This window comes from Pantoea folii (assembly GCF_056678875.1).
In genome coordinates this window covers 20,898-34,739 of the sequence record NZ_JBWXON010000017.1, presented here as the reverse complement: position 1 = coordinate 34,739, position 13,842 = coordinate 20,898, and the positions used below count along the sequence as shown (strand labels likewise).

The 13,842-nt window shown below is 55.0% G+C and carries 12 protein-coding genes; 4 read left to right on the top strand and 8 right to left on the bottom strand.

What is annotated here, in order from left to right:
* Positions 1-3: 3 nt before the first annotated feature.
* From xseA to AC1MDE_RS18665, 4 genes are all read left to right on the top strand, one after another.
* Positions 4-1,377: an exodeoxyribonuclease VII large subunit gene (gene xseA, locus AC1MDE_RS18680; protein ID WP_058959133.1), complete on the top strand. Its 1,374-nt coding sequence runs from the start codon at positions 4-6 to the stop codon at positions 1,375-1,377.
* A gap of 47 nt (positions 1,378-1,424) precedes the next feature.
* Complete coding sequence (locus AC1MDE_RS18675) at positions 1,425-2,438, top strand: M4 family metallopeptidase (RefSeq protein ID WP_058959134.1); 1,014 nt, start codon at positions 1,425-1,427, stop codon at positions 2,436-2,438.
* Entirely contained in the window at positions 2,435-2,761 is a 327-nt protein-coding gene (locus AC1MDE_RS18670; RefSeq protein ID WP_034825682.1) for a protealysin inhibitor emfourin, read from the top strand. Before AC1MDE_RS18675 ends, AC1MDE_RS18670 begins: the two co-directional genes overlap by 4 nt.
* A gap of 105 nt (positions 2,762-2,866) precedes the next feature.
* Positions 2,867-3,049, top strand: a complete 183-nt coding sequence (locus AC1MDE_RS18665; protein WP_045814915.1) for a con-10 family general stress protein — start codon at positions 2,867-2,869, stop codon at positions 3,047-3,049.
* 88 nt (positions 3,050-3,137) lie between these two features.
* Here the strand turns inward: AC1MDE_RS18665 and AC1MDE_RS18660 are convergent, their stop codons facing one another.
* The 8 genes from AC1MDE_RS18660 to pilW all read right to left on the bottom strand — a co-directional run bounded on the left by AC1MDE_RS18660 (position 3,138) and on the right by pilW (position 13,805).
* On the bottom strand, positions 3,138-5,576 hold the full coding sequence (locus AC1MDE_RS18660) for a glucose/quinate/shikimate family membrane-bound PQQ-dependent dehydrogenase (protein ID WP_480344974.1): 2,439 nt from the start codon (positions 5,574-5,576) through the stop codon (positions 3,138-3,140).
* A gap of 418 nt (positions 5,577-5,994) precedes the next feature.
* Positions 5,995-7,488: a ribosome biogenesis GTPase Der gene (gene der / locus AC1MDE_RS18655; protein ID WP_034825679.1), complete on the bottom strand. Its 1,494-nt coding sequence runs from the start codon at positions 7,486-7,488 to the stop codon at positions 5,995-5,997.
* A 177-nt stretch (positions 7,489-7,665) separates the two neighbouring features.
* Positions 7,666-8,847, bottom strand: a complete 1,182-nt coding sequence (gene bamB, locus AC1MDE_RS18650; RefSeq protein WP_034825677.1) for an outer membrane protein assembly factor BamB — start codon at positions 8,845-8,847, stop codon at positions 7,666-7,668.
* Between the two features lie 19 nt (positions 8,848-8,866).
* Complete coding sequence (locus tag AC1MDE_RS18645) at positions 8,867-9,484, bottom strand: YfgM family protein (protein ID WP_479399209.1); 618 nt, start codon at positions 9,482-9,484, stop codon at positions 8,867-8,869.
* Positions 9,485-9,523: 39 nt separating this feature from the next.
* Positions 9,524-10,798: a histidine--tRNA ligase gene (hisS, locus tag AC1MDE_RS18640; protein ID WP_058959137.1), complete on the bottom strand. Its 1,275-nt coding sequence runs from the start codon at positions 10,796-10,798 to the stop codon at positions 9,524-9,526.
* Between the two features lie 106 nt (positions 10,799-10,904).
* Complete coding sequence (gene ispG, locus AC1MDE_RS18635) at positions 10,905-12,026, bottom strand: flavodoxin-dependent (E)-4-hydroxy-3-methylbut-2-enyl-diphosphate synthase (RefSeq protein ID WP_034825671.1); 1,122 nt, start codon at positions 12,024-12,026, stop codon at positions 10,905-10,907.
* Positions 12,027-12,064: 38 nt separating this feature from the next.
* Entirely contained in the window at positions 12,065-13,081 is a 1,017-nt protein-coding gene (gene rodZ, locus AC1MDE_RS18630) for a cytoskeleton protein RodZ (RefSeq protein WP_058959138.1), read from the bottom strand.
* Positions 13,071-13,805, bottom strand: a complete 735-nt coding sequence (gene pilW / locus AC1MDE_RS18625; RefSeq protein WP_480344973.1) for a type IV pilus biogenesis/stability protein PilW — start codon at positions 13,803-13,805, stop codon at positions 13,071-13,073. The genes rodZ and pilW overlap by 11 nt, the downstream gene beginning before the upstream one ends.
* Between the last annotated feature and the right edge of the window lie 37 nt (positions 13,806-13,842).

The window sequence follows — 13,842 nt, the reverse complement described above, 5'->3', positions numbered from 1 at the left end:
CACATGTCGCTACCGCCAACCGCCAATATTTTTACTGTCAGCCGCCTGAATACCACGGTGCGCCAACTGCTGGAAAATGAGATGGGCCTGGTGTGGCTCAGCGCTGAGATTTCGAATTTTAGCCAGCCCTCTTCCGGCCACTGGTACTTCACCTTAAAGGATGATGTTGCACAAGTTCGCTGCGCGATGTTCCGTAACAGCAACCGTCGTGTCACCTTCCGACCACAGCATGGTCAGCAGGTTTTAGTGCGCGCCAGCATTACGCTGTATGAGCCGCGTGGCGACTATCAGTTGATTATCGAAAGTATGCATCCGGCGGGTGAAGGTCTGTTGCAGCAGCAGTTTGAGCAATTGAAAGCGCGACTGGCGGCCGAAGGGCTGTTCGATCAGCAGATTAAACAGCCGCTGCCCGATCCGGCGCGCCAGGTTGGCGTCATCACCTCCGCCACCGGCGCCGCGCTGCATGATGTGCTGCGCGTGCTGCATCGCCGCGATCCGTCGTTGCCGGTAATTATCTATCCCACGCCGGTGCAAGGTGTAGATGCACCGGCAGCCATCGTGCGTGCCATTGAACTGGCGAACCAGCGTGATGAGTGTGACGTGCTGATCGTCGGCCGTGGTGGCGGTTCGCTGGAAGATTTATGGAGCTTTAACGATGAGCGTGTGGCGAGAGCTATCTTTGCCAGTCGCCTGCCCATCGTCAGTGCCGTCGGCCACGAGACAGACGTCACCATCGCCGACTTTGTCGCCGATTTGCGTGCCCCTACCCCATCTGCGGCGGCAGAAATCGTGAGCCGCAATCAGATCGAACTGCTGCGCCGTTTGCAGTCACAGCAGCAGCGCATGGAAATGGCGATGGATTTCTACATTGCTGAACAGCAACGCCGTTTTACCCGCATACAACATCGTTTGCAGCAGCAACATCCACAGCTGCGTCTGGCACGCCAGCAAACCACACTGTTCCAGTTGCAACGTCGCCTCGGCGAGGCAATGGATCAACGCCTGCGCGTGGCTAATCGCCAGCAGGATCGCGTGTTACAGCGCCTCAACAATCAGCAGCCTCAGGGGCGCATTCTGCGTGCGCAGCAGCAGATGCAGCAGTGGCAGTATCGCCTGCAGCAGGGCATGGAGAAGCAGCTGAATCACAATCGTCAGCGCTTTGGTAATCTGGCTGCACAACTGGAGGGCGTCAGTCCGCTGGCGACTCTGGCGCGTGGTTTTAGCGTGACAACGGATACCCAAGGCCAGTTGGTGAAGAAAACCCAGCAATTGCATAAAGGCGATCTACTGCGCACCCGTCTGGATGATGGCTGGGTGGAAAGCCAGGTGACCGCCCTTGAGCCGCAGAAATCACGCAGCCGCAAAGCACGCTCCTAGCTGAAAAACTATACTTCTGGCATGTTCCCTCACGGCCAGGAGTTACTATGACCTACAGCGTTATTCCTCCGTATATTCTTCGCAACATCATTGATCACTGCTCGGGTGCGCCGCAGGAGTCTGCTCGCCGCACCCTCACCCATGTTCAGCAACTGATGGCTGAACACAATCATAAAGCGGCCAGCGCGGCCACCGCACAGCCTGGCAGCGTGTTGCGTGCCATCTTTGATGCGGAGAACACACAGAATCTACCCGGCACCTTAATCCGCGATGAAGGCCAGCCGGGCAATGGTGATGTCGCAGCCGAGGAGGCCTGGAATTATCTCGGCATCACCTACGATTTCTACTGGCAAATCTTCAAGCGCAACTCACTGGATAACCATGGCCTGAAGCTGGATGGCACCGTGCATTACGGCAAGGAGTATCAGAACGCCTTCTGGAACGGTCAGCAGATGGTGTTTGGTGACGGCGATGGCGAGATTTTTAACCGCTTTACCATTGCGCTTGATGTGGTCGCGCATGAACTCACCCACGGCGTGACCGAGAACGAGGCCGGGCTGGTTTATTTCCAGCAGTCTGGTGCATTGAATGAATCGATGTCTGATGTGTTCGGCTCGCTGGTTAAGCAGTTCCACCTGCAGCAAACGGCCGATCAGGCTGACTGGTTGATTGGTGAGGGCTTGTTAGCATCCGGGATTAAAGGCCGTGGACTGCGATCCATGTCCGAACCAGGCACGGCTTACGATGATCCGAAACTCGGTAAGGACCCGCAACCGGCGGATATGGATCATTACATCGAAACCCGCGATGACAATGGCGGTGTCCATCTCAATTCTGGCATTCCTAACCGTGCGTTTTATCTCGCCGCTAAAGCGTTAGGCGGCTTTGCCTGGGAGTTAGCGGGCCACGCCTGGTACGACACCCTCTGTGACAAGACACTGCCGCAGGATGCCGATTTCAGCACCTTTGCCCGCTTTACCGTCGAGCATGGCGGCAAGCGATTTAATCGCTCGGTGGCGGAAGCAATTCAATCCGCCTGGCAACAGGTAGGCGTAACGTGAATATTCAACTGACTGATGACGCTATCATTGAACTGGCGCGTGAAGGCGGCATTGCTTTTATCCCCAATCTGCGAGGCGAGCGCCGCTTTGCCCTGGCGCAACTGCCGGAACCGCAAAAACAGCGGGTGTGTAACGTACTGGAGCAGGCATTACCGTTAGGGGAACCGGAAGATCAGGCGGCGAATCTTGGCAGCGGCGATCAGCGCTATTTTCGCATTCAAATCACCTATGCCACCCATCAAGAGGCAGGATCCATCGTGATTTTAATTCCAGAAACCGTGGCATCGCCAGAATTAGAGGCTCTCTGGCGCGACGGCCAGTGAAGAACTCGGAGATCTCCCAAGGCAACCTGTAACTTACTGACTATAATCATTAATGTGGCTAGCTAGTCCACGTCGAAGAAAACACCCTTAGATGAGGTCTCTGCTATGACACAAAAAAAGCAACGAGGTGGTGCCGGGAACTTTGCAGAGGACCCGGAGCGCGCCAGGGAAGCCGGCAGTGCTGGCGGCAAAGTCAGTGGGGGTAATTTCAGAAACGATCCTGAAAGAGCCAGGGAAGCTGGAAGAAAAGGAGGTCAAAAAAGCCGTCGCCCCTCCAAGCAGCAGTGAATAAGGTACCTTAAGGAGTGAAGTGCGCCACGGATGGTTAATAAAAAAAGGCCGACATCATTATGTCGGCCTTTCTTCTTACTGAGGCTTACTTGCTGTCTGGCAACGCGTAAGCAATCACGTAATCACCACGGTCTGGTGACTGACGTGCGCCACCTGCGGAGATCAGGATGTACTGTTTGCCATTTTTCGGCGAAACGTAGCTGATTGGGCCACCCTGGCTGCCGACTGGCAGACGAGCTTTCCATACTTCTTTACCGGTTGAGCTATCGAAGGCGCGCAGATAGTAATCCTGCGTACCGGCGATGAACACCAGGCCACCCTGAGTCGCTAAAGTACCACCCAGCGTTGGCATACCGATTGGCATCTGTGCGCGCATCTTAATACCGAATGGACCGGTATCCTGCACAGTACCAACTGGCACCTGCCATACGATCTGACGGGTTTTCATGTCGATAGCAGACAGCGTACCGAATGGTGGTGCCTGGCACGGAATGCCCAGCGGAGACATGAAGCGGTTTTTGTTAACAGCGTAAGGGGTGCCTTTCAGCGGAACGGCGCCCATGCCGGTGTTGATCGCTTCACCACCATTGCTGGCTGCATCTTTGCTGGTGTCCTGAGGAATCATCTGCACCCACAGGCCCAGACGCATGTCGTTAACGAACATGTAATGGTTGTTCGGGTCGAACGAGATGCTGCCCCAGTTCATACCACCCAGTGAACCTGGGAAGCTAAGTGACTTATCGGTATCTGGTACGGTGAACAGGCCATCGTAACGCATGCCTTTAAAGGCAATACGGCACACCAATTGGTCGAACGGCGTCGCGCCCCACATGTCAGACTCGGTCAGCTTCTGGTTGCCGATGTTTGGCATTTCAACTGAGTGCGGCTGCGTTTTGGTGTACTGCTCATTCGGGATGTGACCCTGTGGCATCGGCTGCTCTTCAACTTTCGTTAAAGGCTTGCCGGTCAGGCGATCCAGCACCCAGATCATGCCGGTTTTAGCACCGATCACTACCGCAGGCTTGGTGGTGCCATCCTTCATCGGGAAGTCCACCAGGCTTGGCTGCATTGGCAGGTCGAAGTCCCACAGATCGTTATGTACGGTCTGATAAACCCATTTTTGCTTACCGGTAGTCGCATCCAGCGCCAGAATTGATGCGCCGTAGGTGTGATCCAGTTTGGTACGATTCGCACCCCACAGATCCACAGACGAGCTACCCATTGGCAGGAACACAGTGTTCATCGCCGGGTCGTATGACATCGGTGCCCATGAGTTCGGGGTACTACGGGTGTAGTCTTTGCCCGGCATCAGGATGGCATTCGGGTCATCGTTACCTGGGTCAAACGCCCAACGCATCTGACCGGTGATAACGTCAAAGCCGCGCAGTACGCCGCCAGGCATATCGGTCTGGACGTTATCCGCCACACGACCACCCACCACTACGGTGGTGCCGGCCAGCTGTGGTGCAGACGTCAGCTGATACTGTGGATCGGGCGCTTTACCCAGACCTTTTTTCAGGTCAACCACACCGTGGTCGCCGAAGTCTTCACAGAATTCACCGTTGTCAGCATTGATGGCGATAAGACGCGCATCGATGGTGTTCATCAGAATGCGACGCTGACAGGTATCACCTGCCGCCAGCACTGGCGCAGGAACCGGTGTTGAGCCCGGCTGACTTGGCTGCTGTACAGGTTTGGTCGCATCGAAGTACGCCAGACCACGGCAGCGGTTCCACACTTCTGCCTGGGCGTTGATTTCACGCTTCCAGATCTGCTTGCCGGTATCCGCTGCAACCGCAATCACGTTGTTGTGCGGGGTGCAAAGGTACAGGGTGTTGCCAACCTGCAATGGCGTTTCCTGATCTTCCGCGCCGTTACCGGTTGGGCTGATCGGGGTATCGCCAGTGTGGAAGGTCCATGCAACCTGCAGGTCTTTGACGTTATCACGGGTGATCTGGTCGATCGCCGCAAAACGGTCACCTTCAGGTGTACGGCCGTAGCTGCTCCAGTCCTGCTGTGGCTTAGACTTGTCGACCGGAATCAGCGGCAGCTGTTTGCCGTCGAACGCGACGGTTGGGTGCGGCTGGAACATCTGCACGAAAGTTGCCACCATGCCAACAGCGATGACCGCTGAAAGGACATAGGAAACTTTCGCCAGAGAGCTTTTGCCTTCACGCTTACGCAGCGCTGGCCAGGTCAGGAACGCCAGCAGCATCAGGCCTGCAGGCACCATCAGGCGTGAAACCAGCTGCCAGAAGTGGAAGCCCGCATCAAACAGCGCCCAAATCAGGGTGCCAACGAAGACCAGAATGAATAAGGTCACGGCGGATGATTTGCGACGGAAGAACTGAACCGCCGACAGCAACATCACAATACCGGAAATGAGGAAGTACCAGCTGCCGCCCAGAGCGACCAACTTGCCACCGCCGATCGCGAAGAACAGACCGACAGCCAGCAGGACCAGCCCGAACAATACAGACCAGATACTCAACCCTTTGCAGGGACGAGCGGAATTTTCTGCCATAACAAAAACTCTCCTGAAAAAATAACGCGCTGGTGCCGGCTAACAAGCTGTAGCCAGTAGCAATGCTCCTGCCAACGATGGGGGTACAGGAACCAAACCGTTACGCTTTATTTTATATCTATTGGTACGGGTGCAATGCCCGTAATTCGGCGCTTGTGAGCAAGGACACATCGCAGGTGAGAGTGATTCTCGCTACAAGGCGGCAGGATTGTACCACCTGGTTCATTAGAAAGTGAACATCCATAACGAAGGAGTTACTGGGCAATAGCATTTTTGCTACAAAACCAGTCATAAGTTATTAATAAATATGAGGCTGAATCAAAGTGTAATTTTTGATGTTAAGGCGATATGTCAGGGATGATGAGCTTATCGCGCGGCATCAGGGCGAAAAAAAGGGCCCGTTTGGGCCCTCATCACTTTAACGCTTATTCTTTTTCAGATGCGACATCAGTCGCTGGCGTTTGCGCTGCTGCGTCGGTGTCAGCAGGTTACGTTTGCCCGCGTACGGGTTGTCGCCTTCTTTAAACTGAATGCGAATCGGTGTGCCCATCACGTTGAGTGAGCGACGGAAGTAGTTCATCAGGTAACGTTTGTAGGAATCTGGCAGATCCTTCACCTGATTACCGTGAATCACCACGATCGGCGGGTTATAACCACCAGCATGGGCATACTTCAGCTTCACGCGGCGACCACGCACCAGCGGCGGCTGATGGTCGTCAGAAGCCATGGTCATGATGCGCGTCAGCATCGCGGTGCCGACACGTTTGGTTGAGCAGTCGTAAGCTTCGGTCACGGATTCGAACAGGTTACCTACGCCACTGCCGTGCAGCGCCGAGATAAAGTGAATGCGCGCGAAATCGATAAAGCCCAGACGGAAGTCCAGCATCTCTTTCACTTCGTCACGCGCTTCCTGCGTCATGCCATCCCACTTGTTGACCACGATCACCAATGAGCGACCGCTGTTCAGGATAAAGCCGAGCAGTGACAGATCCTGATCGGAAATGCCTTCACGTGCATCAATCACCAGCATCACCACGTTGGCATCTTCAATGGCCTGCAGCGTTTTGATGACAGAGAATTTTTCTACAGTTTCGGTGATTTTTCCGCGTTTACGCACACCGGCGGTATCAATCAACACATACTCGCGCTCATCACGCTCCATTGGAATGTAGATGCTGTCACGCGTGGTGCCCGGCATATCGAAGACCACAACGCGGTCTTCACCCAGGATGCGGTTAGTCAGCGTTGACTTGCCGACGTTAGGACGGCCAACGATAGCCAGCTTGATCGGCAAGGTGGTCGGGTCGAAGTTTTCTTCTTCCTCTTCCGCCAACGCCTTCTCGTCCTCTTCTTCTTCTAACGCGGCCCAGTAAGCGGCGTTTTCTTCTTCTTCCGTCAACTCCACTTCTGGAACGGCTTCTTCCATCCATGGCAGCAACGCAGCTTCAAGCAGGTTGTTCACACCGCGACCGTGCGAGGCCGCAATCGGATGAATGTCACCCAAGCCCAGCGCATAGAAATCCAGCACGGCAGCATCAGGATCGAGACCGTCAGTTTTGTTCGCGACCAGGAAGGTGGCTTTTTCGCGCGAACGTAGGTGATTGGCGATCTGTTGATCGGCCGGCATCACACCCGCACGCGCATCCACCAGGAACAGCACCACATCCGCTTCTTCAATCGCCAGCAGCGATTGTTCTGCCATGCGGTTTTCGACGCCTTCCTCGGTGCCATCAATACCGCCGGTATCAATAACAATGAATTCGCGCCCTTCCACTTCGGCGCGACCATATTTGCGATCGCGAGTCAGTCCAGGAAAATCCGCTACCAGCGCATCACGAGTGCGCGTTAAGCGGTTAAATAGCGTAGATTTTCCCACATTGGGACGCCCAACCAGCGCGACCACAGGTACCATAACACTTGCCTCAGTTTTAAAAATAAATCGCCCGAATGGCGTGATTATAACGACATTTGCCAGAAGGCGTCAGGCTGAAGGCGCTAAGAATACCATGCCTGACTAAAAACGAAACGGCCCCTGACGAATCAGGAGCCGTATTAGCGAGCAGGAAGCCGGTTCCTGCAAAGCCCAATCTTAACGAGTGATGGCGTAAACTTCGCCGCCCTTCGCCTGGATCAGCAGCTTGTCACCGGCAACCACCGGGTCAGTCTGGAAGCCATCGCTGTCCAGTTTCTGCTGCGCAACAAAGCGCCCGTCAAGGGTGTTAATCCAGTGCACATAACCTTCGCTATCGCCAACCACCAGATAACCGTTAAACAGCACTGGTGAAGTCAGGTTGCGATGCAGCAGATCGCTCTGGCGCCAGATGGCCACGCCACCGTCGGCATTAAGCGCAATAACGCGGTCATCCTGATCGACCAGGTAAATACGACCCGCATCAACCACCATGTCTTTCACGCCGCCGATTTCGCGTTTCCACAGAATCTGGCCTGAACGCAGTTCCAGCGCGGTCAGATTACCGTTGTAAGCCAGCGCATAGATCACACCGTTAACCACAACCGGCGTCGTATCCACATCGCTCAGACGATCAATCTCTGTGGCGCCACTTGGCTGCGAAATACGCTGCTGCCAAATCAACTGCCCCTGGTTCATGATCACTGCACTCACGCGGCCATTGTCACCACCGACAATCGCACCACCGAATGCCACAGTCGGCGCAGATTCACCGCGCAGTGACAGCGCAGGCATATCGAGGTTGACGCTCCACTTGATCGCGCCAGTACTCTGGTCCAGCCCCTGCAACATACCGTTGCTGGTGTGGATCAGTACCAGGCCATCACTCACAACCGGACGCGACATCGCTTCACCGGCGACTTTCGTCTGCCAGGCGATGCTGCCATCGCTATTGTTCAGTGCAAAGACCTGACCGCGCTCGCTGCCGATATAAATGCGATCGCTGGTAGCGGTAATGCCGCCAGAGAGAAGAGCTGAGATGTTTTTCGAGAAGAAACCGGTTTTCTCAGAGAGATCGACTTTCCATTTCTCTTTACCGTTGCTGGCATCCAGGGCTTTCACTACGCCAAAGCGGTCGGCCGCATAGACGGTACCGTCCTGCCAGGCTGGATGCAGATTGGAATAGAAATCGCCAACGCCATCACCCACCGAGGTGCTCCAGGCAGTCTGTGGCGTAAACTGGTTTTCCACTTTCGGCAGCGGAGCCATTTTTACTACATCTTCTTCGCCGCTGAACAGCGAGCAACCGCTGAGCAGAGTGACTGAAATCAGCCCTGGCAGCAGGTATTTACGTAATTCCATGTGCGCTCTCTTGACTGGCTTAACTTAAGTTATTCATCTTCATCTGCAGCATTTGCTTCAAGGCAGGAGAGGCCTGCGATTCAGCACCTTTGCTCCAGGCATCACGTGCGCCCTGCTTGTCGCCTTTGCTCAGCAGTGCTTCGCCACGAATGTCCGCAATAATGGCTGTCCAGCCATCCCCCTTAACATTGTTAAGAGTTGAAAGTGCGGCTTCGGCCTGATTTTGCTGCAGTTGAATGCGCGCCAGACGCAGGTTAATCACCGCCTGCAGGTTGGCATCTTTGGTATCTTTCAGCCCGCTCTGAAGCAGCGTAATGGCTTTATCTAACTGATTTGCTTCAACGTACTGTTTCGCTAAATCGAGCGAAGCCAGTGCGCCATAAGTGTTGTTATTTTCATTGGCAAAGGCGGCAACCGCTTCCAGCGTTTGCGGCTTATCCGCCTGCATCGCAGTGGTCAGTTGTTGATACTGTGCCGACGCAGCTTTATCCGCACTATCCTGATGACTGGTCCAGAAACGCCAGCCACCCAGTGCAGCAATGCCGATGATCACACCCGCAGCCAGCGCTTTGCCGTTGTTCGCAAAGAACTGACGCAGTGCGTCAACCTGTTCGTTTTCGTTGCTGTAAACTTCCACGCAATCCCTCTCCTTTAAATGGCTGTTGCAGTGCTGCGTTTACTGCAGCAGCGTGCGCAATGTCGCAGCGGCTTCGCTTTGGGCAACGGTTTGTTGATCGCCTGTGCTCAGGTTTTTAATCACGACCTGGCCCGCTTTCACTTCGTCTTCGCCCAGCACCAGCGCAATGCGTGCGCCCCACTTGTCTGCACGGCCAAACTGCTTCTTGAAGTTACCACCACCGAAGTTGGTCATCAGCTTCAGCGCCGGATCTGCATCACGCAGTTTTTCCGCCAATTGCATCGCAGCGGACTGAACGCCCTGCCCCGAAGCGATAACATAGACATCAACAATGCGCGTCGGTTCAAATTCTGGATTAACCGCCTGGACCAGCAATACCAAACGCTCAAGACCCATGGCAAAACCGACCGCTGGCGTAGCGCGACCACCCAGCTGTTCAACCAGACCATCGTAGCGTCCACCGGCACACACGGTGCCCTGTGAACCTAAGCTGTTGGTCACCCACTCAAACACGGTGCGGTTGTAATAATCGAGGCCACGCACCAGACGCTGGTTCACGGTGTAAGCGATACCCGCGTCATCCAGCAGGCTGCACAGCCCGTCGAAGTGCGCGCGTGAGTCTTCATCGAGATATTCATTCAGCGTCGGCGCATCGTTCAGCAACAACTGGATGTCCGCGTTTTTGCTGTCGAGTACGCGCAGCGGATTGCTGTACATACGACGTTTGCAATCTTCATCCAGTTTGTCTTTGTGCTGCTCAAGGAAGGCCACCAGTGCGTCGCGGTAGTTCGCGCGCGCTTCCAGTGAGCCGATAGAGTTGAGTTCGAGACTCACGTGTTCAGCGATACCTAACGCTTTCCACCAGCGCGCGGTCATCATAATCAGTTCGGCGTCAATGTCCGGGCCTTGCAGACCAAACACTTCCGCACCAATCTGATGGAACTGGCGGTAACGACCTTTCTGCGGACGTTCGTAGCGGAACATCGGACCGATGTACCACAGACGCTGTTCCTGATTGTACAGCAGACCATGCTCAATACCGGCGCGCACGCAGCCCGCGGTGCCTTCCGGACGCAGGGTCAGGCTTTCACCGTTGCGGTCGTCAAAGGTATACATCTCCTTTTCAACCACATCGGTGACTTCACCGATAGCGCGTTTAAACAGCGGGGTCTGCTCTACAATCGGCAAACGGATTTCACTAAAGCCATAACTGGCCAGCACCTGCTTCAGGGTGCCCTCAATACGCTGCCAAATCGCAGTATCCGCCGGCAGGTAGTCGTTCATCCCACGGATCGCTTGAATATTCTTCGCCACGTTAGAATCTCTTAATACAAAAAAACCTGTCCGGCATCATACCTTATGAGGATGAAACCGCACAGGTTCAATCACAAACCGGCACGCGGCGGGCGCGCACCATCCCTTATTTTTCCAGCTGCTGCACGTTAATGCGGCGGCTTTCATCCAGCATGCTGGCCTTGGCACGAATACGTGCTTCCAGCTGGTCGATCATATTGTCGTTATCGAGGCGATCGCGCTGACGCACACCGTCCTCGTAGAAACCACTTTTACGGCTACCGCCCGTCACGCCCATGGTCGAAACAGTGGCTTCGCCAGGACCGTTCACCACACAACCGATAATCGAGATATCCATTGGCGTGATGATGTCTTCGAGACGTTCTTCCAACGCATTCACCGTCCCAATCACATCAAATTCCTGACGTGAACAGGTTGGGCAGGCAATAAAGTTGATACCGCGTGATCGAATGCGCAGCGATTTCAGAATGTCGTAACCGACCTTGACTTCTTCCACCGGGTCTGCCGCCAGCGAGATGCGCAGCGTATCGCCGATCCCTTCCGCCAGCAGCAAGCCCAGGCCGATCGCTGATTTTACTGAACCGGCGCGCGCGCCACCCGCTTCGGTAATACCGAGATGCAGTGGCTGATCGATGGCTTTTGCCAGCAGGCGATAAGATTCAACGGCCAGGAACACGTCAGAAGCTTTTACGCTCACTTTGAACTGATCAAAGTTGAGGCGATCGAGGTGATCAACATGGCGCATCGCGGATTCGAGCAGCGCCTGTGGCGTTGGCTCACCGTATTTTTCCTGCAGATCTTTTTCCAGTGAACCGGCATTCACGCCGATACGGATAGGAATGTTGTAATGGCGGGCACAATCCACGACCTGGCGGATACGCTCATTGTTGCCGATATTGCCGGGGTTGATGCGCAGGCAGTCGACGCCATATTCGGCGACTTTCAGTGCGATACGGTAGTCAAAATGAATGTCCGCCACCAGCGGCACATTGACCTGTTGCTTAATCAGTTTGAACGCTTCCGCCGCATCCATGGTAGGAACGGAGACGCGCACGATATCGACACCGACACGCTCAAGCTGGCGAATCTGGTTAACCGTGGCGTCCACATCCGTGGTGCGGGTGTTGGTCATTGACTGAACGGCAATGGGCGCACCATCACCAACCGGCACCTTGCCGACGTAAATCCGTGTTGATTTGCGACGGATAATGGGTGCTTCGTTATGCATATTCTCTCTCCACAATTACCCAGAAAGCGCGCTGCGCGTTATTGCGCACCCAGCGTCAGACGGGCAACCTGGTTATTACGGATAAAACGACTTAAATCAACGGGCTGATTCTGATATTGCACATCAACCGCACTCGGAGCGCCAATTTTCAGACGATACGGAGCCGTTCCGGACAAGCTGAGCTTACCGCCGCTACGTTGCAATCCGCTGAACAGCTTCTTGCCAGTAGCGTCGGTGACTTCCAGCCAGCAGTCGGCTTTGAAATTCATCACCACCGCATTTGGGTCACCCGCTGGCTGGCTTACCGCCGCGTTGCTGGTCGGCATTTGACCTGCTGGTACACTGTTGGCAGGTGCCGGAGAGGTGGCTGCTGGCGGTGCGTTATCGATCGGTGCCTGGCTCGGTGAAACCACGGCGTTATCGCTGCTGGTCGCAGGCGCAGTGGTGTTGGCAGCCGAAGCCGCGTTGTTGCTGGTACTCGGTGTCGCAACCGCACCGGCACCGTTATCCACCGGCGTACCGGCGGCATTGGTATCACTGTCAGTCGCGCTGTCAGTGCTGTTTTCACCCAGCGAAATAGACTGACTGTTATCGCTGCTGCTGCCATTCTGGTCAGCCATTGAGACCAGATCGGCCTGCGAGGCTTTATGGTTTTGCCACCACCACGCGCCGGTCAGACCGATGACGACAAAAATCACCAACCAGGTGAAAATCATCAGCCAGCCATCACGCTTTTTACGGCGCTTACCTAACGAGAAGCTCTGCATTGGCTCAATTTTGGCCGCGCGCACGGGAGCCTGCTTCGCCATCATCGGCAACAGGTCATCTTCCGGCACATGCACCAGACGAGCATAAGAACGAATGTAACCGCGCAAGAACGTCGAAGCTAAATCAGCTGGCGACTTATCCTCTTCAATGTCTCGTACGGTAGAAAGTTTCAGGCACAGGCGTTCAGCGACATTTTGCTGAGTCAGCCCCATCTGCTCACGGGCCAGACGCAGGCGTTCACCTGTGGAATGTACTGCAGAATTCTCTTGAGTGGCTTCAGTATTCATTAGCTAAATAACGCTGGTACTGTATCGATTGTGGAAAACTTCGCGCCAACCGGTCGCCATAACGTGTAACGTCAGCAGCGTTTCCCTGTTGCGCGGCGAAACGTATTTGTAACCACTGGCTCTCTGCCGTTGCGGGCAAACGCTGGTGGTACACTTCTAATAGCAGCGAAACCGCCATGCGATCCTGCTGTTCAAGCCGCCTTTCCACTTCCAAAAGCAGTTGACTGCCCTGCTCCGGTGCGGCAATCAGCGCGTTGCTCAAAGACTCGCGCGCTGAGGCACTCTCTCCAGCCTGCAGGTAACAATAGCCCGAAAACAGAAATGCATCCTGACGAGCTTCGATTTCCTGTGCAGCCATCGCCAGCTTAAACTGTTGATGCGCTTCGCCATACTGCCTTAAACCGCAAAGAAACGCACCGTAATTGTTAGCGATGTAGCCATTCGCTGGCGCTAACTGCTGGGCGCGTTGGTAGTGCCAATGGGTCTGCGCGCTATTCTGCTGCGCCTGTGCCAGCCGCGCAAGCGCCAACGGCACACGATAATCTCGCGGTGCGGCCCGCTCAGCGCGTAATAAATTAAGCTGTGCTGCCTCAAAATCTTTCACTGCCAGGTAATGCAACCCCAGCTGTAGCCTGATATCCGCAGCGCCTTGCTGAGCCGGTGAATTGACACACCCGGTTACAACAAAGGCCGCCAACATCACTGCCGATAATCCCTTATGCATTTCAGTCTCTCCCTCTGACATCGAGAGGAGAGACTGG